This window comes from Campylobacter concisus (assembly GCF_002914005.1).
Lineage (GTDB): Bacteria > Campylobacterota > Campylobacteria > Campylobacterales > Campylobacteraceae > Campylobacter_A > Campylobacter_A concisus_N.
The window spans coordinates 48,888-72,461 of record NZ_POZU01000069.1 but is presented as its reverse complement, the minus strand read 5'-3'; the positions used below and the strand labels follow the sequence as shown (position 1 = coordinate 72,461).

Genomic DNA, 23,574 nt, shown 5'->3' with positions numbered 1-23,574 from the left:
TGGTTAGATTAATACTTGCAAGAATTTGTAGTAAATATAAATTTTAATCTTGCCCCTACAATCAGGAGCAAGAAATAACAAATTTTAGCCTTCAAGTCCTAAATTTGCTCTATACTCTTCGTATGTGCCTTTAAAATCAACGACTTCGCCATTGCCTTTTAGGTGTAAAATTCTATTTGCAAAGGCGTCTATTAGCTCCCTGTCGTGGCTTACGCAGATGACTGAGCCATTAAAGTTATAAAATGCCTCGCCAAGCGCGATGATAGCTTCAAGGTCGAGGTGGTTATTTGGCTCATCCATGACAAGTAAATTTGGCCTATGAAGCATGAGCTGAGCTAGTCTTACTCGGTGTTTTTCGCCACCACTTAGCGCGCCAACTGCCTTTTCTTGCTCGGCACCGCTAAAGAGCATCCTGCCAAGGCACTTTCTGATCTCGTCGATGTCCTTGTTCTTGGCATCTTGCAAGTATTCATAAAGCTTTAGCTCGCCATCTATCTTATTTACCGTATCTTGCGCAAAATATCCAAGCTCGATGGTTGCACCTATATGCACCTCGCCCGCATCAGGCTTTAGCTCGCCCATTATGATCTTGCAAAGCGTACTTTTACCAACGCCGTTATGACCGATGATGGCTAGCTTGTCGCCCTTTTCAAGCTTAAAGTTAAAATTTTCAAATATCACTTTGTCATCAAATTTCTTACTTATATTTTTAAGCTCAATTAGCTCATTGCCTATCTCGCGGTTCGCACGAAATAGTATGCTAGGATCGCGTCTGCTTGATACTGTGATCTCTGCGATATCGAGCTTTTCAAGCTGTTTTGCACGAGAGGTTGCTTGCCTTGCTTTGCTCGCATTTGCTGAGAACCTCGCGATAAATTTCTCCAGCTCCTCTTTCTCTTTTAGCTTCTTATCACGCTCCATTTCATGCTGCTTTGCGATCAAATTTGCAGCCATATACCAGTCGTCGTAGTTGCCTGAAAACTCGCGAATTTTCTTAAAATCCACATCCAAAATGTTTGTGCAAACTCTATTTAAAAAGTGTCTATCGTGGCTGATAACCACAAGTGTGCCCTCGTGGCGGTTTAGCTCGTTTTCTAGCCATGCGATCGCGTCTATATCAAGGTTGTTTGTCGGCTCGTCTAAAAACAAAATATCTGGCTTTGGAAATAGCACTTGAGCTAGCAAAACTTTAACTTTATCGGAGTTTTCGACCTCGCTCATTAGTTTGTCAAATTCATTTAACCCAAGCGAGCTTAAAATTTTTTCTATCCTAGTCTCGTACTCGTAGCTTGGATCCTCCTCGGCGCTTATCATCTCAAGCTCGCTTAAACGCTCATTTATCTCATCTGTAAATTCCTCACTCATATAGAGCTTTTCTTTCTCTTTAACGGCGTCATATAGGCGTTTGTTACCATAAAGCACCGCATCTTTTAACGTGAAATTTTCAAACGCAAACTGATCTTGCCCAAGCACGCCAACTTTTAGTCCATTTTCTATGATGATCTCGCCGCTAGTTGGCTCGATAGCTCCGCTTAAAATTTTTAAAAATGTCGATTTACCAGCGCCATTTGCACCGATTAGTCCGTATCTGTTGTGGCGATTTAGCTTTAAATTTACATCCTCAAATAGCAAACTGCTTGCAAATCTTTGAGTAAGTCCCCTAACTTCTAACATTATTTTTCCTTGAATTTATTTTTTGCGATTTTGCCTAAAATTTGATTAAAAAGCCATTTTTGCTACTTTAGCCTAAAATGACCTGTGATCTTGTAGTTATAAAGTATATTTTCTTCTTGCACGCCAGAGCCGATATTGTGGATGACAAGCGGTGTTTGGCCTTCAAATTTATCTGAGATCACACCGATGTGAGGTAAATTTCTTGGCAGCATCCATGTGACGATATCGCCCGGCAAAAATTTATCATCACTCACCTCAAAACCTTTTCTTTTTAGATAGGTAACGATGTTTAAAACACGCCTGTGATCGATATTTTTATCAGCCTTTTTAAGTCCCCATTTTTTAGGATAGCTTGCGAAATTTCTACTCATATCTTCAAAAATGAGTCTTTGCAGATCCATATCCTGATGCCGCAGCGCCCTTACCACAACGTCGGTGCAAACGCCCTTTTTGATATCCACGTCACCCATAGGATAAGTGAGCTTTTCATAGCTTGGATCGTAGCTTAGTGTCACGCCTATCTGCGACCTAGCATCATTTACAAATTTACTAGCCAAAAAGGCAAAAATTTGTGTGGCAAAAAGAGCCAAAAGTAGAATTTTCTTCATTTTCTACTTTAAAAGCATGGTTTTTAGGATGCGTTTTCCTATCTCAACGCCTGGCTGATCGTAGGTGTTGATGCCTAGCATGATACCAGTGGCCGAGGTAAGCAGCTCATAGTAGAAAATGAGCCAGCCAGCATGAAACTCATCAAGCCTCTCAAGTGTGATCGTATCGACACTTATGCCCTCTTGCACTAGCGCCATAGCTGTCGCGTCGCATTGCAAATTTATAAGCTCATTTAGGCTTAGACCCGCCACAAAATCGCACTCTTCAAGCCCTTTTAGACTAAAGTTTGGAATAGTCTTGTCGCTTGCGTGATCTTTTATCTTTATAAATGTCACACTCTTATCTTTTACGCCGTCCATGATAAGCTGCAAAAAGCTGTGCTGATCGCGGCTGCCGACAAGTCCAACTGGCGTAAGGCCGACCCTTTTATAGCCTCTTTTTTTACCAAGACTCTCCGCCCAAAGCTGCACATACCAGTCGTTAAATTCAAAAAATCTATCGCAATAGCTAAAAATGACATTTATACTGGCATTTCTGCTAGTAGCGTAATGGTAAGCTTTAGCGACTATGGAGCTATCTTTTTGCTCGATGTATTGCTTCTTGCAAGCAAGCGCGCCCTCCAGTAGTGCCTTTATATCGTAGCCGCAGATACCAAGAGGCACGAGACCGATCGCACTTAGCACGCTAAATCTCCCGCCAACATTTTTTGGGATGTTAAAAAATTTAATGCCATTTTCTTTGGCAAATTTTTCTAAATTTGTCCCGGGATCAGTTATGATGAGGAAATTTTTGCCTAAATTTTGAGGTTTAAAGTCATCAAGCAAGCACTTAAAAATGGTAATAGTCTCGATCGTATTGCCAGATTTTGAGCTTATTACAAAAAGCGTTTCGTCAAAATTTAGCCCACTAAGTGTGCTTTTGTAGCTGCAAGGATCGACGTTATCTAAAAATAAAAGCTCTCTTTTTATCCCTTTTGTGCCTTCAAGCATTGATTTTAGCGCCTTTACGCCAAGACTGCTGCCACCGATACCAACTAGCACGACATTTTTGATATGAGCTAGCCCCTTTTCATACTCCTCGATCTCGCCAAGTAAATTTTGCCCAAGAGCTGGCAGGTGGTAGTAGCCTATCTCGCCGCTTTCGTACTCGTCGTTTATGCGTTTGGCGTAGGAGTCGATGACCTCGCTGCTTGCAAAGTTAAATTTAAATGAAGTCTCTATCATTTACTGCGCTCGTAAAAGAAATTTGTAGCTTCGACAAAGCCATCGATGCTGCCGCAGTCAAACCTCTTGCCCTTAAATTTATAAGCTAGCACCATGCCATCTTTTGCCTGCGTTTTTAGCGCGTCCGTGATCTGAATTTCGCCGTTTTTGCCTGGCTTTGTTCGCTCTAAGATGTTAAAAATATCTGGCGTTAGGATGTAGCGCCCGATTATCGCTAAATTTGTCGGAGCCTCGGTAGGATCAGGCTTTTCAACCATATCATCGACCATTATTAGATCATCTTCTATAAATCTACCACTTACAACGCCGTAAGACTTGGTCTGCTCTTTTGGCACTTCCATTACTGCAACGACGCTACAACGATACTTTTCATAAATTTTAACCATCTGTGAAAGCACGCCCTCACCATTTTCATTTATGCATAGATCATCTGCCAAAATGACTCCAAATGCTTCATCTCGAACTAGAGTTTTGCCTGTATAAATAGCATGTCCAAGCCCTTTCATAGCATTTTGTCTCGTAAATGAAAATGTGCATGAGCTCATTAAATTTCTAACTTCGCTAAGCAGCGACTCTTTTGAGCTACCTGCGATCTCTTTTTCTAGCTCGTAGCTGATGTCAAAATAGTCCTCAAGCGCCCTTTTTCCGCGTCCTGTGACAAAGGCCATATTATCCATACCAGCCTCAAGCGCCTCATCAACGCCGTAGTGAATGAGCGGTTTTGTAAGGATCGGCAACATCTCTTTTGGGAGCGATTTTGTAGCTGGTAAAAACCTCGTTCCATATCCAGCCGCTGGAAATAGGCAAGTTTGTATCATTTTAGTCCTTCATGAAAAATTGCAAAATTCTACTATCTTTTCCTTAATAATATAAATTTCTCTGAATTTACAAGGCTTTAATTAGCAAATTGATAAGATTTTTAAAATTTTAAAAAAAGAGCAAATTTGCAGACGATTGATAGGATTTTTAAAGCCCAGCTTGATATAAAAAAGTCAAATTTTTTGGCATTTTTGTGCCCGATAAGCGAATTTAAAAGCTTGCATGAACGCCTAAAAGAAGAGCATTTTAAGGCCGTTCATGTAGTTTGGGCAACAAGGGAGTTAAACAAATACGGACAAATCGTTGAAAATCAAAGTGATGACGGCGAGCCAAAGGGCACTAGCGGTCAGCCAAGCCTAAATGCGCTAAGGGGCGCTGAGCTAATAAATGTTGGTGTCTTGATAGTTCGCTACTTTGGCGGGATAAAGCTTGGCACTGGAGGGCTTGTAAGAGCCTACTCTGGAGCTGTAAATGAAGTAATAAATAAAGCGATAAAAGATAGTGGCGTGATGAAATTTGAGATAAAAGATGAGATCAAATTTTTTACGCCGTTTTCGCTGATGAGCCGCTTTGAGCACTATTTTGCCACTAAAAATTTAAGTGAGTTTGAAAGAGAATTTAATGACTCTGGAGCGATCTGGAGCATAAATTTAAATGAAGCTGAGTTTGCCGAGCTGTTTAAATTTTGCAAAGAATTTGAAGCAAGCGAATTTAAATTTTTAGCCCTTGCACTTAGTGGCAAGAGCTTATTCGCTCATCAAAGCTAAATCATTGTAAAATCGCAAAAATTTTAAAAAGAAAGTAAAAATGGAAATTTGGAACGACATTTATAACCACTTTAACCCAGTCGCCTTTAGTATCTTTGGTTTTAGCGTGCACTGGTATGGACTTATGTATATTTTAGCACTTGTTTTAGCACTTGCCATGGCAAAATATCTCGTTAAAAAAGATAAAATCCCAATCTCAAATCAGCTCTTGGATAATTACTTTTTTTGGGTTGAAATAGGCGTTATTTTAGGCGCTAGGCTTGGCTGGGTTTTAGTATATTCAGGCGAAGTAAGCTACTACTTGGCGCAACCTTGGCAAATTTTTAATCCATTTCATAACGGCGAGTTTATAGGAATTCGTGGCATGAGTTACCACGGAGCAGTAGTTGGCTTTTTGCTTGCGACATATCTATTTTGCAAAAGGTATAAACAAAATTTATGGCAGCTACTTGATCTTTGTGCCGTTTGCATACCTTTTGGCTATACATTTGGCAGGATTGGAAATTTCTTAAATCAAGAGCTTTTTGGACGAGTTACAGATGTGCCTTGGGCAATAAATGTTTTTGGACAACCAAGGCATCCTAGTCAGCTTTATGAGGCATTCTTAGAAGGTTTAGTTATTTTTATTATTTTATTTTTATATAGGAAATTTAAGAAATTTAATGGCGAGCTGATCGCGCTTTATGCTATTTTATACACTTTTGCAAGATTTATTTGTGAATTTTTTAGAGAGCCTGATTCAGGGCTTGGATTTATTATTTTTAATCTTTCAATGGGTCAAATATTATCACTTATCATGTGTGGTTTTGGAATTTTTATTTATGCCATGCTTTATAAAAAATTTTCAAAGCTCTAATATAAGTGTTTAAAAAATATTAAAGTAAAAATCTGATAGCATTAGCTTTATCAATTAATACTAATATTTAAATTAGTATTAAGAAATGATAATTTATTTCAAATTTCTTAGGAGGGCTCATGACCGGGCTTATAGAAGGTTTTTTGGGAAAACGGTCGGACGACAAAAAAAGTCGCACTCCAGCCGCTTGGGATAGATGGCAAAGTATTACAGGATTTATTTTGGCCTGTTTTATTTTATGTCATATGGTTTTTACTTCTACTATACTACTTGGTAAAGACGCATTTAACGCTGTCGTAGGGTTTGCGGAGGCTAAATTTTTATTCGGCGAGGCTACATGGTGGATCACTAACGTCATAGCTGCGGTAATATTTGCCATTTTTATCGCTCATGCATTTTTAGCTATGAGAAAATTTCCAGCAAACTACAGACAATATCTAATGTTTAGAGGCCACAAAGACCGCATGAAGCACCTTGATACTACGCTTTGGTGGTTTCAGTTTTTAACCGGTTTTGCGCTATTTTTTGCAGCCAGCGCGCACCTAGTGGATATAGTCTTTGGCGGACACATTACTGCAGATAATTCGGCTAAAAATTTTCATCAACTAGAAATTTTCTACTTCGCACTACTTGTTTTTATGGTCGTTCACGCTAGTATCGGTATGTACCGCTTGTATGTCAAATGGATAAGCATTGATGGTGCAAATAAGCACGAAATGTTTGCCAAAAGAAATAAGGCAAAAACAATTGTATTTGCCGTTTATGGCATACTTGCTATAATTGCGCTAATCGCCGATTTTGTGTGGATCAGCCATTAAAAAGGAGCTAGAAGATGAATGTAAAATATTATGATGCATTGGTAATTGGTGGTGGTCTAGCTGGTCTTAGAGCTGCTGTGGCTGCTGGAGAAAAGGGCTTAAGCACCGTCGTTTTAAGCCTAATACCTGTAAAACGCTCGCACTCTGCGGCTGCGCAAGGCGGCATGCAAGCCTCTTTGGGAAATTCAAAAATGAGCGAAGGCGACAACGAGGATGTACACTTTGCCGACACGGTAAAAGGTAGCGACTGGGGCTGTGACCAACAAGTTGCTCGTATGTTTTGTCAAACAGCGCCTAAGGCGATTCGCGAGCTAGCGGCTTGGGGCGTGCCTTGGACTCGTATAACAAAAGGCGAGAGAAGCGCTATTATCAACGCTCAAAAAACGACTATCGTAGAAAAAGAAGAGGTTCACGGACTCATCCACTCTCGCGACTTTGGCGGAACTAAAAAATGGAGAACATGTTTTACGGCCGATGCCACCGGTCACACTATGCTTTTTGCCGTAGCAAACGAAGCTCTAAAACATAACGTCGAAATCCACGACAGAAAAGAAGCTATCGCGCTAATCCACGCAAATAACCGCTGTTACGGCGCGATCGTTCGCGATCTAATTAACGGCGAGATCACGGCATACGTCGCAAAAGGCACGCTAATCGCTACGGGCGGCTACGGAAGGGTTTATAAACACACTACAAACGCCGTAGTTTGCGAGGGTATCGGCGCAGCCATCGCTCTTGAGACGGGAGTTGCGCAACTAGGAAATATGGAAGCGGTGCAGTTTCACCCGACCCCGATCGTTCCATCAGGCATTCTTTTAACAGAAGGTTGCCGCGGCGACGGCGGAATTTTACGCGACGTGGACGGATATCGCTTTATGCCAGACTACGAGCCTGAGAAGAAAGAACTAGCTAGCCGCGACGTCGTAAGCCGCCGCATCATGGAGCATATCCGCGCAGGCAAGGGCGTACCTAGCCCATACGGATATCACGTTTGGCTTGATATCTCGATCCTAGGACGCGAGCATATCGAGAAAAATTTACGCGACGTTCAAGAAATTTGCGAAATTTTTAACGGTATCGACCCTGCCGACACCGAAGTATATACCGATGAAAACGGACGCCAACGCGGTAAAGGCTGGGCGCCGATCCTTCCTATGCAGCACTACTCTATGGGCGGCATAAAAACCAAGCCTACAGGCGAGAGTCCGACGCTAGCGGGTCTATTTAGCGCCGGCGAGGCTGCGTGCTGGGATATGCACGGATTTAACCGCCTAGGCGGCAACTCCGTTTCAGAAACTGTCGTCGCAGGCATGATCGTGGGGGATTATTTTGCCGACTACTGTGGCAGCCACGAGATAGATATAAATACCGCAGATATCGAAAAATTCGTTAAAAAAGAGGAAGACTATCTAAAAAGCCTTGTCGAAAAAGAGGGCAAATTTAACGTATTTGAGATCAAAAACAAGATGAAAGACATCATGTGGGAGCACGTAGCGATCTTTAGAACTGGCGAAGGTCTAGCCGTAGCGGTAAAAGAGCTAGAAGAGCTTTATAAACAATCTTTAGATGTCAAAGTCACAAACAAGGCGCTATTTGGCAACCCTGAGCTCGAGGAGGCCTACCGCGTACCGAAGATGCTAAAACTAGCCCTTTGTATCGCAAAAGGCGCGCTTGATCGCACCGAGAGCCGCGGAGCGCACTGCCGCGAAGACTATCCGAAACGCGACGACCTAAACTGGCTAAACAGAACTCTAACCAGCTGGAAAGAGGGCGATACGCTACCGACTATCGTGTATGAGCCACTTGATATTATGAAAATGGAGATGCCACCAGCATTTAGAGGCTATGGTGCGAAAGGTAATATTATTGAGCATCCAGATAGTGCCATCCGCCAAAAAGAGGTTGATGAAATTCGTGAGAAAATGCAAGCTGAAGGTAAGAGCAGACAAGAAATTCAAGAGGCTTTAATGCACTATGATCTTCAACCAAAATATAAAGCACCAAACGAAAGAGCAGGAATAGGATATGAGTAGAAAAATAACCATAAAAGCATTTAAATATAATCCGTTAAGCAAAATTTCAAAACCGCATTTCGCGACCTACGAGCTAGAAGAGACTGATGGTATGACGTTATTTATCGCGTTAAATATGATTCGCGAGAAATTTGATCCAGATCTTAGCTTTGACTTCGTTTGCCGTGCTGGAATTTGTGGAAGTTGTGGCATGCTTGTAAATGGCAAGCCAAGATTAGCTTGTAGAACTCTTACTAAAGATTTTGAAAGCGGAGTAATCGAGCTTATGCCTTTGCCAGTATTTAAGCTTTTAAAAGACTTAAGCGTAGACACCGGCAACTGGATGAATGCGATGAGTAAGCGCGTGGAGAGCTGGATACACACCGATCACGAGACCGATATCTCTAAACTTGAGGAAAAGGTTGAGCCTGAAGTAGCTCAAGAGGTATTTGAGCTTGATCGCTGCATTGAGTGCGGTATCTGCGTGGCTGCGTGCGGTACGGCTATCATGAGGCCTGATTTCATCGGTGCGGTCGGACTTAACCGTGTAGCTAGATTTAAGATCGACGCGCTTGATAAACGAACCGATGAGGACTTTTACGAGCTTATCGGCGACGATGACGGCGTATTTGGCTGTATGACTTTGCTAGGCTGTGAAGACAACTGCCCTAAACACTTACCACTTCAAAGCCGCATAGCTTATATGCGTAGAAAAATGGCTGCTATAAAGTAGTAAAGGGGCTGTAAAAGCCCCAAATTTACTTCTAAATTTATTAAAAAAAGACTACAAATAGATGCCAAAAGGCATAAAAAGATATCAATAGATAAAAATAAGAAAAATAAAAATATCAAAAATGGGATTGATAAGAGTGCGCCCATTATATAACCAAGTGGAAATACGATAAATATAAAGACGATTCCAACACCAGAAACAAAACAAAAAAATAGTGCAAACATCGTAGCAAAGGTATTTACGAATAAGCTAATATTTTCTAAAAGAAAATTTGTTAGGCCAAGACATCTCATGTTCTGATTATAGCTTTTAAGCCAAAAAATTTATATAATTTCAAAAATTTGCTTCATTTAAGGATATAAAATGTTACCAAGCTATAAAGATATGATGCTACCTATTTTAGAATTTGTCGCACAAAAGAAAGAAGCAAATAGAGCTGAAATTTCTAAATTTATAATTGAATATTTCAAATTATCAGATGATGAAATTTTACAAAAAATAAAAAGTGGAACTTTTACATATATAAGCAGGACGGGCTGGGCTTTATCCTATCTGGCTACAACAGCTCAAATAAAATCAAGGCCAGAAAAAGTGCCGCTTCAAAAAGTTGGTAGAAGTCTATTTGCTATAACAAATTTTGGCAAAGAGCTAGTAAGTAACAAGGACAAAAAGAGCAAATTTCTCACTTGGTACGATGAAATTTACAAACAAGAGATAAGGCAAGAGAAAAAAGAAGCCACGGAAAACACCCCAGATGACAATATAGATGAAGCGCTTTGCAAAATAAAAGAAGAGCTAAAAAGTGAAATTTTATCTAGTATTTTAGAAAAAGAGCCAAGATTTTTTGAATACCTTGTAACAAAGCTACTTGAAAAGATGAATTATGGAGCTGGAAATCTTACGAACAAAGGCCCAGATGGCGGGATAGATGGCATCATAGATGAAGATGAACTTGGGCTTTCTAAAATTTATATCCAAGCAAAAAGATACAAAGACGGCAGTAATATCCGTAGGCCAGAGATTCAGCAGTTTATCGGCGCCATCTCAAATAAAAATACTAAAAAAGGCGTCTTTATCACTACGGCAAAATTTACTAAAGAAGCTGAAAATTTCGCCAAAGATAATCAAAATTTTAGTGTGGTTTTGATAGATGGCGACAAGCTTGCAGAGCTAATGATAAAATACAAAGTCGGCGTTCAAACAAGCCAAATATATGAAATTTGCAAAATCGATACCGACTTTTTTGAGGAAAATAATTTTTAAAAATTTTAAGCCATAAAGCATTACTGCGCATATTTATTGCAAGTTGCTGCTTGGGATCATTTCAGTCTTGCTTTATTTGTGTATTTAAAAGGCAAATTTAAATCTTTACTAACGCCAAAATAGTCCAAATTTACCAGCTTAAAATGCTTTTTAAATCAAATTTTACTCTTATAAACGCCGTCTAAAATTTAAGTGTTATAATTACAGCGAAATAACGATTTTAAGGAGAGGATATGCAATCTCGCATAATCACTGGCGTTTTGATGTTTGTTGCTATTTTGGTAGTTTTTTTTATTGATAATTATATTTTAAATTTTATCTTGCTTGGCGCTGTGCTTTATTTTGCTTTTAATGAGTCGCTCAAGCTTTATAATATCGATCACAAACAGCTAGTTTTTGCCGCACTTGCTTTTTACGTGCTTACATATTTTACAAATCCAATATTCATAGCGATCCTTGCTATCATGCTAGTTGCTTCGATCCTAGCTCACATAAAAAGTGAAAATTTAAAGCTAGTCGCACCCTTTGTCTATCCGACCACGCCGATATTTATGATGTGGATGCTTTACTCAGAGTATGGCGTAGGCTATCTTGTATGGCTTATTTTAAGCGTAGTTGCAAGCGATAGTGGTGCATTTTTTGTTGGCAAAATGTTTGGCAAACATCCATTTAGCCCAAGCTCACCAAATAAAACAATCGAAGGTGCAGCAGGCGGTGTGGCGATAGGCACTGTGATTGGCTGCATTGTTGGAAATTTTGTAACTGAAGGTTTTTTCCAAATTTTATTCTCAAGCTTTTTAGTCTGCGTGTTTGCGGTTTGGGGAGATTTGTTTGAAAGTTACCTAAAAAGACTTTGCGGCGTCAAAGATAGTGGTTCGCTCTTCCCGGGACACGGTGGCATGCTTGATAGGATAGATGGTTATTTATTTGGCGTAGTCGCCCTACTTTGGTCGCTCTCGTGGTAATACTTGGCTCAACTGGCTCAATCGGCAAAAACGCCCTTAATCTTTGCGAAAAATTTGGCGTAGAGGTTGAGGCGTTAAGCTGCGCTAAAAATGTAGATTTGCTAAATGAGCAAATCTTAAAATTTAAGCCAAAATTTGTCTGCGTAGGCGATGAAAAGCTAGCTAAAAATGTAAAAAACATAGAAGCTAAAAATATATTTTTTGGTGAGGCTGGACTGCTGCAAATGCTAGAAATTTCAAGCTCAAAAAAGGTAATAAACGCCCTTGTTGGCTTTGCTGGCCTTGCTCCTAGTTTAAAGACGCAAACTCTTGGCAAAAGGCTTGCCCTTGCAAACAAAGAGAGTCTTGTTGTTGGCGGCAAATTTCTAAAAACTAGAGAAATTTTACCAATAGACAGCGAGCACTTTGGGCTTAAATTTCTACTTGAAAATAAAACTGCACCAAAAAGACTCATCATCACAGCAAGTGGCGGTGCATTTTATAAAAAACCGATCAAATTTCTAAAAGACGCCTCGCCAAGTGATGCGCTAAAGCATCCAAACTGGGATATGGGCGCAAAGATCACGATTGATAGTGCGACGATGGCAAATAAGCTTTTTGAGGTGATGGAGGCTTACTGGCTTTATGGCATCAAGGAGATCGAGGCTGTGATAGAGCCAACTTCTGCGATACATGCCGTAGTTGAATTTATAGACGGCTCAAGCACGATGCACCTCTCGCGACCTGACATGAAACTAGCTATCGCTCATGCTATGTTTGAAAATATCAATGAAAATATTGTCTCACACGCAAATTTACTTGATCTAAAAAATATAAAATTTCATAAAATCAGCCTTAAAAAATATCCCATTTTTTCGCTAAAAGATGAGGTCCTAGCAAACCCTGATCTAGGTGTGGTGATAAATGCAGCAAATGAGGTTGGAGTATTTAGCTTTTTAGAGAGAAAATGCTCATTTTTTGATATCTCAAGGCTCGTTTTAAGCTCTGTTAAAAATTTTAGAGATATCAAAATTTCAAATATTGATGAAATTTTTGAAGCTGATAAAGAAGTTAGAAATTACGCAAAAAGGATGTTAAATGCAAAGGTATGAGGGTTATAAATTTGATCCCAAACAAAGCTTAATCGGCGTTCAATTTTTATTTGTCGCCTTTGGTGCACTGGTATTAGTGCCGATACTTACGGGTCTAGATGCAAATGTAGCTCTCTTTACGGCCGGTCTTGGCACGCTACTTTTTCAGCTAACCACTAGAAAAAATGTTCCGCCTATTTTTTTAGCAAGCTCCTTTGCTTTTATCGCGCCACTTCAGTACGGTATCGAAAAATGGGGCATAGCCGTGACGATGGGAGGCGTTATATTTGCTGGGTTTTTCTACGTTGCTTTAAGCCTTGTGGTTCGATTTGGCGGAGAGAAAATTTTGCATAAAATTTTGCCTCCAGTTGTCGTTGGGCCGGTCATCATGACAATAGGCCTTATCCTTGCTCCAAATGCCGTCAAAATGGCAACATCAGCCACTGAAATTTATACACAAAATGAGGCGATGATCGTCGCTGGCATTTCGCTAGTGGCTACCATTTTAGTGATGATGCTTGGACGTGGCATGTTTAGGCTTATACCTATTTTGCTTGGTATTATCACCGGATACATCGTAGCTTACTGCTTTGGCATGGTTGATTTTACCCCTATCTTTAATGCACCTTGGTTTAGAATGCCAAATTTCACTACACCAAAATTTGAGTTTGAAGCAATCATTTATATGATACCTATTGCCATCGCTCCAGCGATCGAACATATAGGCGATATGCTTGCTATCTCAAATGTTACAAAAGAAGATTTTCTAAAAAATCCAGGCCTTAAAAATACGCTCCTTGGAGATGGACTTGCCACTTCGCTTGCTGCTTTTTTTGGTGGTCCGCCAAACACTACCTACTCAGAGGTCACAGGCGCAGTTAGCCTTACAAAAGCTTATAATCCAGCGATAATGACCTTTGCGGCGATCACTGCCATTGTGCTAGCCTTTGTTGGTAAGCTAGGAGCTGTGCTTTCAACCATTCCAGCTCCAGTCATCGGCGGTATCATGCTGCTACTTTTTGGCATCATCGCAAGCGTTGGCATGGAGACACTTATAAAAAACAAAGTCGATCTTGCAGACCCTAGAAATATGATAATCGTAGCCCTCATCTTTATCTTTGCTATCGGCGGCATGGTACTTGATCTTGGAGCGGTTAAATTTTCAGGTATCGGACTTGGCGCGGTTACTGGTATAGTTTTAAATTTGCTTTTACCAAAAACAAAGCATTACGAAGGATATTAATGCGTAAATTTCTACTTTTTTTACTAACCTTTGCCACTGCTAGTTTAGCCAATACTTTAGACTATGCACTCATCAAAAAAGGTGAGCCAAGCGAGAACACGATGTTGTTAATCGGTGGCATTCAAGGCGATGAGCCGGGTGGCTTTTTGGCAGCCTCTATCGTGGCCACCGACTACAACATCACAAAAGGTTCGCTTTGGGTTGTGCCAAATTTAAATTTCCCAAGCATAATCGAGCGAAGTCGTGGCACAAAAGGCGATATGAATAGAAAATTTGCCCATGTAGATAAAAACGATCCAGACTATAACTCAGTAATGAAAATAAAAGATGTCATCACTGATAAAAACGTTACACTCATATTAAATTTGCACGATGGAAGCGGATATTACAGAGATAAATTTATAAACAAAGACGAAAATCCAGATAAATGGGGCAATACTTGCATCATTGATCAAAGCACACTTCCTTGTTCAAAATACCCAGAGCTTGAAAACATTGCTTCAAGCGTAAAAGACGTGCTAAACAAGCATCTAATAGATCAAAAACACCAGTATCACATCAAAAATACGCACACTGCGATGGGTGATAAAGAGATGCTAAAAAGCCTAACTTACTATGCTATCACGCAAAATAAATCAGCCTTTGCAAACGAAGCTAGTAAAAATTTAAACGCTGAGCAAAGGACTTATTACCATCTAATCGCTATTGAAGAATATATGAAAAAGGCTGGCATTAGCTTTACTAGGCCGTTTAATCTTGATGTTAAAAGCGTAAAAAAGGCGATCGAAAAAGAGATCAGACTCGAGCTTGAAAATTCATACGCGATAAGTCTTAAAAATCTAAAACCTTTAATAAATTTTGTCCCACTTAAAAAAGGTGAGTTAAACTATAGCTCACCAAATCCGCTAATAGCCGTCATAAAAGAAAATGGTAGCTTCAAAGTGCAGTACGGCAACCGCTTTGTTACTAGGCTAAAGCCACAATATTTTGAGTTTGCAAAACCACTTGATGAAATTTCACTAATAAGTGACGGTAGCGAGCTTACATTAAAAAGTGGCGATAAATTTAGCGTGAAAAAGAGCTTTAAAATAAAATCACTCAAAAACGTGCGCGTAAATGTCATAGGGTATGGCACAAAAAGTATTGATGAGAGCGAGCAAGAAGTAACTAAAAATAGCCTAAATAAAAGCTATAGCATCGATAAAGATGGCAAAATTTATAGAGTCGAGTTTTATAAAAACGAAGATGGCAAAGAGAAATTTGCTGGCATGATCTTAGCGGAGTTTAGATGATACTTGGCATCGAAAGTAGCTGCGATGATAGCTCGGTTGCACTCATAGATGAACGCACTTTAGAGAAAATTTATTATAAAAAAATTTCTCAAGAGGAGGAGCACGCTATCTTTGGTGGCGTGGTTCCTGAGCTTGCAGCTAGACTTCATACAAAGGCACTGCCAGCACTTTTAGAGGATATCTTGCCAAATTTTAAAGATATAAAAGCGATCGCTGCAACAAATGAGCCGGGTCTTAGTGTGAGCCTAATAGGCGGTGTCAGCATGGCAAAATCGCTAAGCGTGGCTCTTAATATTCCGCTAATTGCCGTAAATCATTTAGTTGGCCACATTTACTCACTATTTTTAGATCGCGAAGCCACCTTTCCACTTGGCGTACTGCTAGTAAGTGGCGGACATACGATGATCTTAGAGATTGACGAAAATGGTGAAATCACTGAGCTAGCAAGCACTAGTGATGATAGCTTTGGTGAGAGCTTTGACAAGGTTGCTAAAATGCTTGATCTTGGTTATCCAGGCGGTGTCGTGGTGCAGCAAAATGCCTTACTTTGCAAAGACAAAGAGAGGTTTCATTTTACCATTCCACTTCTTCATGATAAACGCCTTGAATATAGTTTCTCAGGGCTTAAAAACCAAGTCAGAGTCGAAATTTCAAAGCTAGAAAATATCACACAAAAGGATATCACTGACATCTGCTATGCCTTTGAAAATACTGCCTGTGAGCACATTTTAAACAAGCTTGAAAAAGTATTTTGGTTAAGAAATTTCAAGCGTTTTGGTGTAGTTGGCGGCGCAAGTGCAAATCTAAATTTACGAAAAAGGCTTGAAACGCTTTGTCAAAAAAATGAGTGCGAGCTTTTGCTAGCTCCACTTGAGTTTTGCTCTGATAACGCACTGATGATAGCAAGAGCTGGACGTGAAAAGTACTTAAAAAGCGAGTTTGTAAACCATAGCGAGCTAAATATAAATCCAAGAGTTAGCTTTAAAAAGCTTGAGTTAAATTAAACTTTTTAAAAAATATAAAATTTTGCGCCTAAATCTTGATAGCTTCGTAAGTAAAAACGTAATAAAATCTAAAAAATTTTAAAAAAAGAATCTTTAATGGATGAGTTTTTAAATCACGCTTGGCATTTAAATAAAATTTACGCCAACACTGATGCGAGCGTACCTTTTTACCCAGATCTACTGGCGCTTCTTTTATCTTGTGATGAGAAAAATTTAGATGAGTTTATGGCTCTTACCGAGTTTAGAACTATCTTAAAAAAGCTAGGCGTTGGACTTGATATCTTTAGCATACAAAGTGCTCAGCTAGCCACGCTAAAAGCGTTAAATGAGGCAAAAATTTCAAGCGATGAACTTGTAACCTACTTACAAAAGCTACGTGATGAAAAGATAATTAGCCATGAAAAATTTGATTTTTTAATAAAATTTATAAGCAAAAACTCAAATCAAAATAAGGCTGAAATTTCTAATGCGAAGCCAAAAGATCATTTTCACAAGAGCTTGGATTTTCTAAACGAGATAAATGAAAAAGCAAGCATGCTTGATGAAGATAAAGAATTTTTACTAGCTTTAAAAAACGCTAAAAAAAGATCAAACGAAACGCTTTTTAACATCGCAGTAAGTGGCGTCATAAACTCTGGCAAATCAACCCTTTTAAATGCGCTTTTAAACAAATCCGTCCTAGGCACTTCAAATGTGCCTGAGACCATAAATTTAACCATCTTAAAGCACGCAACAACTAGCCATGCAAAGGTAAATTTTTATAGCCCAGACGAGCTAGAAAAGCTTGGACTTTCAAGTGAAAATTTACCAGCTAGTAGCGTAGAGATCAGCCTAGATGAGATAAAAAACTATACATCTTCAAGCTCAAAAACGGCAAATCTCGTAAAAAGCGTTGAGCTTTATGATGACTTGGAGCTTTTAAGAGATAATGTCTGCATTATAGACACTCCGGGCATAGATGATGCGATCGTTTTAAGAGAGCAAATAACTACAAATTTTATGAAAGAGTGCGACCTTTTGGCTCATCTCATGAATGCTTCGCAAAGTGCAACGCAAAAAGACGCACTATTTTTGAAAAAATGCCTTGAAAACTCGCACATCGTAAGAGTTGCTATCGTACTAACTCACGCTGACGAGTTAGACACAAAGGATATTAACGAAACGCTTAACTACGTAAAAAAGGCGATCGGCGAACAGATAAATGATATTAAGATAGACTATTTTGCCCTTAGTGCAAAAGCTTATCTTGATGGCGCTTTAAATAGTGGCGTGCCGGAGTTTAAAGAGTATCTTTACGATGTACTTTTTGGCAAAGACTCTAAAAAATCAGCTCTCATTTTAAGCTCATATCAAAAAGAATTGCAAAATATTTTAAAAACAAAACTCGAAGCCACAAAGGCTGAAATTTTAGAGCTTAAAGCATTTGGTTTAGAGCTAGAAGCTTTGCAAAACGAACAAGCAAATATCAAAAATTCTCTTAATGAAATTTTCACAAAACTTGAAAGGCTTTTAGAAGGCGAGCTAAAAAAACTCGATGATAAAAATGCAAAAGATATCTATAAAATGGGGCTTGAAGCGTTACTACAAAATTTAAATGAAAAGATTAAGAGTGAGATCGCTTACTGTAAAAGTAAAAGAGAAAATTTAAATCTAAAGCGTCTTACACAAATAGCAAAAACTACACTTTGTGACGGAGTTGCGGCACTCATGAGAGAGGCCAGAAATGAAACTTTAGTGCAGACAAAGTCATGCGAGCAAAATATCTCTTTAAGTTTTGATGGCTTTAAGGTGAGTGAAAATAAAATTTTTAGTATAAATGACTTTTTAAAGCAAATGGGCGTAGAGCTTGATTTTAGCGAGCTTTTAGATGAGCTTGAAGCTAAAGTTTTAAGCAAAAGTGAGCCAGATGAGGCGCTTTTAAGTTTAAGACAGAATTTACTTAACAATAAAAGCATATCGCAGTTTTGTGAGACGCTAGCAGAACATGAAAAAAAGCTGCTAAAAGAGCGAGTAAAGGCTTATGAGATGAGCCAAAAAGAGGCTTTAAATAAAAGGCTTTTAGTTCTCAATAAAAAACTTAATGAGCTAAATTTACAAAATCAAAGCTCAATTTCAAAGCTTAAACAAAAGACCTCCTTACAAGATGAAATTTGCTCACTTTTAGAGGATATTAAAAATGTTTAATGAGTTTATAAATGCCTACAAAGCGAGATATTTTAAGGTCTTTACAAATGATTTTAAGGGCGAGCTAGCTAGGCTCGTAAATGATCTAAACGATCCTAGCTTGCATATAAGCGAGCAGATAAAAGAGAGCTTAAATTTACTAATAGACACTCTAAATGAGCCACCACTAATAGCTGTTATCGGTCAATTTTCAAGTGGAAAATCAACATTTTTAAACGCACTTCTTGGCCAAGATATCTTGCCATCAGGACTAACTCCAGTTACTGCAAAGGCTGTGAGGCTAAAATTTGCAAAGATGCCACTTCTAAGCGTGAAATTTATAAACGGTAGCGAAAGCCTGCTAGCAAGTAGCGATCTAGCCGAGCTAAATAAGTTAGGTGAGCAAGTTTCTAGTATGACGCTTTATGCGCCAAGTGAAATTTTAAAAGAGATAAATTTCATCGACACTCCTGGCCTAAACTCGCTAAGAGATGCTGACACAAAAGAGACAAAAAATACGCTAAAAAAGGTTAGTGGTGCGATATGGCTAAGCCTTGCAAACAACGCCGCAAAGGCAAGCGAGCTTGAAAGTATCAAAGAAATCTTAAAAGTCAATGATCTAAAAGCGATCTGCCTAATCAACCAAAAAGACAAGTTAAGCGAGGAGGAGCTTGAAAGTTTGCTAAAGCACGCTAGGCAAACTTATGGCGAGCTTTTTGAGGATATCATCGCTATCTCATCAAAGCAAGCACTCCTTGGCATCACAAATAATGACAAAAGCCTACTTGAAGCTTCAAATTTTAACGAAGCTCTAAAGGCTATTAAAGAGTGCTTTTTGAACAAGAGCTTTAAAGAAAATTTCATAAAAGCAAGGGCAAAAAAGATCGTAAAACTCCTAACTAACGAGCAAGAAAAACATCTAGAAATTTATGATAATGCGCGGTTTATTTTAGATGAATTTAGTGGCTCATTAGATGAGAGGCTAGAGGCGATAAAAGAGGAGTTTAAACCAAAGATCGCTTTAAGTTATAGTCAAATGAGTGAAGTTATAAAACTTGCTGCTGATGAGGTATTTAAGCTACTTAAGCCTTTTTCAAAGACAAAATTTAACGCTTCAAAGACGCTTTTAAACAAAGAAATTTATAAGCGTGAAAATTTTGAGGTAATAAGTCTTGATAGCGACGAAGTCTTTTCAAAACTTATCTACGAAGATGTGGTTTTTAATAAATTTTTTAAACGCTACAAAAAAGATTTAAAAGAGCTAGAAAATGCAATAACCTCAGCATTTAATGAGCTTTATAAAAATTTAGAGGATAAATTTTTAATATACAAATCTCGCTATGAAAATTACGCTAGCTTTGATGATCAAGTCATAGCTTACGAAACAAAATCCATAAATACCTATGCTGGACGGACATATGAAAATTTTTTAAGAGAGTATGAAACGGCTAAATTTAAGGCTATACAAAAGGTCTCTTTGTTTTTTGAAAAGCTTGATATAAAGCTAGCCTCAAACTATGAAAATGCGCTCAAACTCGCGGTTTATTTCATAAAACAAAAGATAGAAAAGACGCTAGAATCGCACCTGCAGATGAATACTCCACTTTATATCCCAAGTGCAAAAGATGTCTATGAGCGTATGCTTGATGCGTTTAGCCTTTATGAGTTTGAAGCTTTAATGTGCTCAAACAGCTCGTTTTTAAATAAAATTTTGCTTGATATAGAAAGCGATTTTAATGAAATTTATACTTTAAAAATAGCAATGCTTGATGGCTTAAAAGAAAGAGTTAAAGAGCAAATCTCAAAGATCGAAGACCTTTGTGAAAATTCATTTTGCTATTAAGATAAATAAATTTTTTAAAGCTTAGAAGCTATCCATTTAAGGATAGCTTTTATTTTATGCGTGCATTATGCCAATCTTTGGTGCGCAAATGCTGTCACGCGCTTTGGCACGCCTTTAAATTTCTCGACATTCACAAGGCTTGTGTGAGCGGTGTTGCTCTGGCTCATCTTGCTTGATGGTACATCTTTTGTTAGCACGTTTAAGTTTCCGTGCAAGCAAAGGCTCTTTTCGCCCGGTTCTTCAGGGTCGTACCAAGCGCCCTCGCTTACTATTACGACATTTTGTGGCACGTCCTCAGTCACAAAGGCACCGCACAAAATTTCGCCTCTATCATTAAACACGCGCACCACGTCGCCCATCTTTATCCCTCTAGACTCGGCTGTTTTTGGATTTATAAGCACTGGCTCGCGCTCTGCGATCTCGTTAAAGTTGCGAAGCACGGAGTTATTTAGCTGTGAGTGAAGCCTAAATTTAGAGTGCGCGCCGCTAATTGCGATAGGATATTTTTTATTTTTTGCGCCAAGCCACTCAAATGGCTCAAGCCAAGCTGCATGCGGTGGGCAGTCATCATAGCCAAAGCCAGCGACCGTTTCAGAGTAAATTTCTATCTTGCCAGATGGCGTTTTTAGCGGATTTGCCACTGGGTCGTCGCGGAATTTCTTGTAGTTTGTAAAGTAGCGTTTTTTCTCATCGACTTTATCAAATCTAAAATATCCCTTCTCCCAAAATTCCTCAAAGCTAGGCATGCTCTCATACCCAAGCTCAGCAGCCTTTTTAACGGCATCTTCATATATTGTCTTGACCCACTCTAGCTCGCTTTTACCCTCGCTAAATGCCTCTTCTCTGCCCCACTCTTTGGCGATCAGCCTTGCGATCTCGAAGTCACTTTTACTCTCGCCAAATGGCTTAACAAGTGGCTTCATCGCAAATAGATACTCGCTTGTAGAGTTTGCCATTTCAATGTCTGTTCGCTCGTACTCAAGTGCAGCTGGCAAGACAATGTCGCTAAATTTAGCTGTACTTGTCCAAAACGGCTCGCAAGTAATGATAGCATTGACATTTCGCATAGCTTTCACAGCTCTATTTGCGTCAGGATGCCTTGTGAAAGTCGAACCATTTGCGTTAAACATCACTCTAATCTTTGGCAGTTTATAGCTCTTGCCATTTCTTGTTATCTCCTTGCCTGGGCTTAGAAGTGCGTCTATGAGCCTTGAGTTTGGCATTTCGTAGCCCTTTGTCTTTGGTACCAGCCCGCTATCAATAAATTTTTGAGGCACCTTCGTCTCAAACGCCGCTAGTTTAGGTGCTATGAAGCTCTCATCAGCATTTTTGTGCATACCGTCATTTGTGACAAAGCCGCAACCCTCTTTGCCGATGTGTCCAAGCATCGCATTTAGCGTCACGAGCGCCCAGTATGCCATCTCTCCGTGATCTTGTCTTTGAATGGCGTAGCCACTAATTATCACTGAGTTATTTTTAGCTAGATCCTCGCTAAATTTCGCAAGATCTTGCTCGCTAACGCCACAAATTTTACTTGCCCAAGCTAGGTTTTTATTGATCCCGTCAGTTTTGCCAAGCATGTACTCTTTAAATTTATCAAAGCCAACGGTGTATTTTTCTATAAATTCTTTGCTGTAAAGTCCTTTTTCATAAAGGTAATTACACATACCTATCATCATTGCCGTATCGGTGCAAGGCACGACTTCAAGGTATTTTGAGTCAAAGTACTTTGCGCTATCGTTGTGATAAACGTCAACACTATAAATTTTCATCTCACCGCTCTCGCCTTTTTTTCTGATCTCGTCATAGTATTTATATGAGTTATGAAGCGGCACGCCAATGGCGATTTTATTTGAAACGACCGGGTTTGTGCCCCAAAATACGATCGTTTTGGTATTTTTTAAGATCGCCTCCCACTTTGTTGGCGCTAGCGCAGGATCGACAAAGCCAGTGACGTGAGGCATGATGACAGTCGCTGCGCCGTATGAGTAGCCACCTAGCTCATTTACGTAGCCGCCAAGCACGTTAAGTAGCCTTTTTGCGGTCTTTTGGCTGTGGCCAACTTTGCCAAGGCTACCCCACTGATAAACCTGCCCGTAGATCGCTTCAGCACCGTATTTATCAAAATTGTCTTTTAAAATTTTTGCACTTAGCTTTATAGCCTCGTCCCAGCTCACACGCACGAATTCTTCTTTACCACGAAGCTCAGGTTTTGGGTTGTTTGGATTGGCTAAAAAGCTCTTTCTAACAAATGGATATTTTACTCTGCTCTCGTTTTGGATGTAGTCAATGACTGCGTTATTTAGCTCGTTTGGATAAGCATCGCCCTCAAATGGCACGGTCTCAACCACGCGCCCTGCGATAGTTCTTACGTAAAATGGGCCAAATTTATTTGCACTTAGTCCGCTTTGTTTGTCAAATAACGCTTGCTCTGCACTTCCAAGCTCTTTTGCTTGAAGGCTAGCCGCGCCTAATGCGCTTAATCTTAAAAAGTCTCGTCTTTTCATTCTTTCTCCGATTTTGGTTAAATTTATTGTTTTTAGTTGGTTTTAGAAATTATAAATTTAGGATTTTGTATCATTTCATCGTTTAAAGGCCTTGTAATGTAATGCGCAAACTTGCGTCTAAATTGCGCTATTTTAGCCAAAAATTTTTAAAGGATGGGCAGATGATTGGATTTTATGTAAATGTAAAGTTAAAAGCTGGATGTGAAGCGAAATTTGAAGAAATTTTAAAAGAGATCGTGCCAGCTTCAAGAAAAGATAAAGGCTACATAAGCTACGAGTGCGGCGCAGTTGTGGGCGGTGAAAACGAATACTGTTTTATGGAGATCTGGGAAGATCTTGCAAGCCAAAAAGAGCATATGAAAAGCGCTCATATGGTAAAAAATGCGGCTGCGCTGGAGGCTTGCAAAGAGAGCCAAGAGGTAAAAATAGTAAATTTTGTGAGCGTAAAGGAATAATATTTGCTTTAAAAAGGTCAAAATCCACAAAAAATGAGCGAAGAAAAAATGCTTGAGATGATAAATGCGACTGCTGATATTATATTTATGGCTGTACTTAGAGGGCGAGTGAGCTTTGAGGCTTGCAAAAAAGATAGAGAATTTATCGACTCTTTAAGAGAAGAGCTACTTGGCAAAAATCCAAATAAATTTAAAATCGCGCAAAACTCATACCAAATGATCGCCATTTTTGAAAAATACCGCAATAAAAAATAATCC

At 39.3% G+C, this 23,574-nt stretch carries 20 protein-coding genes; 15 read left to right on the top strand and 5 right to left on the bottom strand.

All coding sequences use genetic code 11. The annotated features are described in order from the left end of the window. Window positions 1-84: 84 nt before the first annotated feature. From CYP54_RS08270 to galU, 4 genes are all read right to left on the bottom strand, one after another. On the bottom strand, window positions 85-1,674 hold the full coding sequence (locus tag CYP54_RS08270; protein WP_103604889.1) for an ABC-F family ATP-binding cassette domain-containing protein: 1,590 nt from the start codon (window positions 1,672-1,674) through the stop codon (window positions 85-87). Window positions 1,675-1,736: 62 nt separating this feature from the next. Continuing rightward, window positions 1,737-2,282: a DUF1287 domain-containing protein gene (locus CYP54_RS08265; protein ID WP_103604888.1), complete on the bottom strand. Its 546-nt coding sequence runs from the start codon at window positions 2,280-2,282 to the stop codon at window positions 1,737-1,739. A gap of 3 nt (window positions 2,283-2,285) precedes the next feature. Next, complete coding sequence (locus CYP54_RS08260) at window positions 2,286-3,506, bottom strand: glucose-6-phosphate isomerase (protein ID WP_103604887.1); 1,221 nt, start codon at window positions 3,504-3,506, stop codon at window positions 2,286-2,288. Then, window positions 3,503-4,324, bottom strand: a complete 822-nt coding sequence (galU, locus tag CYP54_RS08255) for a UTP--glucose-1-phosphate uridylyltransferase GalU (RefSeq protein WP_103604886.1) — start codon at window positions 4,322-4,324, stop codon at window positions 3,503-3,505. Before galU ends, CYP54_RS08260 begins: the two co-directional genes overlap by 4 nt. A 126-nt stretch (window positions 4,325-4,450) precedes the next feature. Here galU and CYP54_RS08250 point away from each other — a divergent pair, with 126 nt between their 5' ends. The 13 genes from CYP54_RS08250 (at window position 4,451) to CYP54_RS08185 (ending at window position 20,354) form a co-directional block, all read left to right on the top strand. After that, window positions 4,451-5,092 (top strand): IMPACT family protein, encoded by a 642-nt coding sequence (locus tag CYP54_RS08250; RefSeq protein ID WP_103604885.1) that lies wholly within the window; start codon window positions 4,451-4,453, stop codon window positions 5,090-5,092. A gap of 40 nt (window positions 5,093-5,132) precedes the next feature. Next, window positions 5,133-5,948, top strand: coding sequence for a prolipoprotein diacylglyceryl transferase (gene lgt, locus CYP54_RS08245; protein WP_103604884.1), 816 nt, complete (start codon window positions 5,133-5,135; stop codon window positions 5,946-5,948). A 119-nt stretch (window positions 5,949-6,067) separates the two neighbouring features. After that, window positions 6,068-6,766: a fumarate reductase cytochrome b subunit gene (locus CYP54_RS08240; protein ID WP_103604883.1), complete on the top strand. Its 699-nt coding sequence runs from the start codon at window positions 6,068-6,070 to the stop codon at window positions 6,764-6,766. Window positions 6,767-6,780: 14 nt separating this feature from the next. Beyond that, window positions 6,781-8,799, top strand: coding sequence for a fumarate reductase flavoprotein subunit (locus tag CYP54_RS08235; protein ID WP_103604882.1), 2,019 nt, complete (start codon window positions 6,781-6,783; stop codon window positions 8,797-8,799). Continuing rightward, window positions 8,792-9,511 carry a fumarate reductase iron-sulfur subunit gene (locus CYP54_RS08230; RefSeq protein ID WP_103604881.1) on the top strand — a complete coding sequence of 240 codons (720 nt, stop codon included), beginning with the start codon at window positions 8,792-8,794 and terminating at the stop codon, window positions 9,509-9,511. Before CYP54_RS08235 ends, CYP54_RS08230 begins: the two co-directional genes overlap by 8 nt. Before the next feature lie 363 nt (window positions 9,512-9,874). Beyond that, window positions 9,875-10,774 (top strand): restriction endonuclease, encoded by a 900-nt coding sequence (locus CYP54_RS08220; protein ID WP_103604879.1) that lies wholly within the window; start codon window positions 9,875-9,877, stop codon window positions 10,772-10,774. 233 nt (window positions 10,775-11,007) lie between these two features. Continuing rightward, window positions 11,008-11,739, top strand: a complete 732-nt coding sequence (locus CYP54_RS08215) for a phosphatidate cytidylyltransferase (RefSeq protein WP_084041191.1) — start codon at window positions 11,008-11,010, stop codon at window positions 11,737-11,739. Beyond that, window positions 11,721-12,830: a 1-deoxy-D-xylulose-5-phosphate reductoisomerase gene (gene dxr / locus CYP54_RS08210; protein ID WP_103604878.1), complete on the top strand. Its 1,110-nt coding sequence runs from the start codon at window positions 11,721-11,723 to the stop codon at window positions 12,828-12,830. The genes CYP54_RS08215 and dxr overlap by 19 nt, the downstream gene beginning before the upstream one ends. After that, complete coding sequence (locus tag CYP54_RS08205) at window positions 12,817-14,052, top strand: uracil-xanthine permease family protein (RefSeq protein ID WP_103604877.1); 1,236 nt, start codon at window positions 12,817-12,819, stop codon at window positions 14,050-14,052. Before dxr ends, CYP54_RS08205 begins: the two co-directional genes overlap by 14 nt. After that, window positions 14,052-15,344 (top strand): M99 family carboxypeptidase catalytic domain-containing protein, encoded by a 1,293-nt coding sequence (locus CYP54_RS08200; RefSeq protein WP_103604876.1) that lies wholly within the window; start codon window positions 14,052-14,054, stop codon window positions 15,342-15,344. Before CYP54_RS08205 ends, CYP54_RS08200 begins: the two co-directional genes overlap by 1 nt. Further along, window positions 15,341-16,348: a tRNA (adenosine(37)-N6)-threonylcarbamoyltransferase complex transferase subunit TsaD gene (gene tsaD / locus CYP54_RS08195; RefSeq protein WP_103604875.1), complete on the top strand. Its 1,008-nt coding sequence runs from the start codon at window positions 15,341-15,343 to the stop codon at window positions 16,346-16,348. The genes CYP54_RS08200 and tsaD overlap by 4 nt, the downstream gene beginning before the upstream one ends. Before the next feature lie 96 nt (window positions 16,349-16,444). Then, window positions 16,445-18,532 (top strand): dynamin family protein, encoded by a 2,088-nt coding sequence (locus CYP54_RS08190; RefSeq protein WP_103604874.1) that lies wholly within the window; start codon window positions 16,445-16,447, stop codon window positions 18,530-18,532. Then, window positions 18,525-20,354, top strand: a complete 1,830-nt coding sequence (locus tag CYP54_RS08185) for a dynamin family protein (RefSeq protein ID WP_103604873.1) — start codon at window positions 18,525-18,527, stop codon at window positions 20,352-20,354. The genes CYP54_RS08190 and CYP54_RS08185 overlap by 8 nt, the downstream gene beginning before the upstream one ends. 65 nt (window positions 20,355-20,419) lie before the next feature. Here the strand turns inward: CYP54_RS08185 and CYP54_RS08180 are convergent, their stop codons facing one another. Next, window positions 20,420-22,861, bottom strand: coding sequence for a molybdopterin-dependent oxidoreductase (locus tag CYP54_RS08180; RefSeq protein ID WP_103604872.1), 2,442 nt, complete (start codon window positions 22,859-22,861; stop codon window positions 20,420-20,422). Between the two features lie 161 nt (window positions 22,862-23,022). Here CYP54_RS08180 and CYP54_RS08175 point away from each other — a divergent pair, with 161 nt between their 5' ends. Both CYP54_RS08175 and CYP54_RS08170 read left to right on the top strand, forming a co-directional pair. Beyond that, complete coding sequence (locus CYP54_RS08175) at window positions 23,023-23,316, top strand: putative quinol monooxygenase (protein ID WP_103604891.1); 294 nt, start codon at window positions 23,023-23,025, stop codon at window positions 23,314-23,316. 33 nt (window positions 23,317-23,349) lie between these two features. Continuing rightward, on the top strand, window positions 23,350-23,571 hold the full coding sequence (locus tag CYP54_RS08170) for a hypothetical protein (RefSeq protein WP_021091847.1): 222 nt from the start codon (window positions 23,350-23,352) through the stop codon (window positions 23,569-23,571). Window positions 23,572-23,574: the final 3 nt, after the last annotated feature.

Coding starts and splice junctions, on each gene's coding strand:
- CYP54_RS08180 (WP_103604872.1), bottom strand. CDS start 22,861: ATGAAAAGACGAGACTTTTTAAGATTAAGCGCATTAGGCGCGGCTAGC.
- tsaD (WP_103604875.1), top strand. CDS start 15,341: ATGATACTTGGCATCGAAAGTAGCTGCGATGATAGCTCGGTTGCACTC.
- CYP54_RS08185 (WP_103604873.1), top strand. CDS start 18,525: ATGTTTAATGAGTTTATAAATGCCTACAAAGCGAGATATTTTAAGGTC.
- CYP54_RS08190 (WP_103604874.1), top strand. CDS start 16,445: ATGGATGAGTTTTTAAATCACGCTTGGCATTTAAATAAAATTTACGCC.
- CYP54_RS08270 (WP_103604889.1), bottom strand. CDS start 1,674: ATGTTAGAAGTTAGGGGACTTACTCAAAGATTTGCAAGCAGTTTGCTA.
- galU (WP_103604886.1), bottom strand. CDS start 4,324: ATGATACAAACTTGCCTATTTCCAGCGGCTGGATATGGAACGAGGTTT.
- CYP54_RS08170 (WP_021091847.1), top strand. CDS start 23,350: ATGAGCGAAGAAAAAATGCTTGAGATGATAAATGCGACTGCTGATATT.
- CYP54_RS08235 (WP_103604882.1), top strand. CDS start 6,781: ATGAATGTAAAATATTATGATGCATTGGTAATTGGTGGTGGTCTAGCT.
- CYP54_RS08215 (WP_084041191.1), top strand. CDS start 11,008: ATGCAATCTCGCATAATCACTGGCGTTTTGATGTTTGTTGCTATTTTG.
- CYP54_RS08175 (WP_103604891.1), top strand. CDS start 23,023: ATGATTGGATTTTATGTAAATGTAAAGTTAAAAGCTGGATGTGAAGCG.
- CYP54_RS08205 (WP_103604877.1), top strand. CDS start 12,817: ATGCAAAGGTATGAGGGTTATAAATTTGATCCCAAACAAAGCTTAATC.
- CYP54_RS08230 (WP_103604881.1), top strand. CDS start 8,792: ATGAGTAGAAAAATAACCATAAAAGCATTTAAATATAATCCGTTAAGC.
- CYP54_RS08265 (WP_103604888.1), bottom strand. CDS start 2,282: ATGAAGAAAATTCTACTTTTGGCTCTTTTTGCCACACAAATTTTTGCC.
- CYP54_RS08200 (WP_103604876.1), top strand. CDS start 14,052: ATGCGTAAATTTCTACTTTTTTTACTAACCTTTGCCACTGCTAGTTTA.
- lgt (WP_103604884.1), top strand. CDS start 5,133: ATGGAAATTTGGAACGACATTTATAACCACTTTAACCCAGTCGCCTTT.
- CYP54_RS08220 (WP_103604879.1), top strand. CDS start 9,875: ATGTTACCAAGCTATAAAGATATGATGCTACCTATTTTAGAATTTGTC.
- CYP54_RS08240 (WP_103604883.1), top strand. CDS start 6,068: ATGACCGGGCTTATAGAAGGTTTTTTGGGAAAACGGTCGGACGACAAA.
- CYP54_RS08260 (WP_103604887.1), bottom strand. CDS start 3,506: ATGATAGAGACTTCATTTAAATTTAACTTTGCAAGCAGCGAGGTCATC.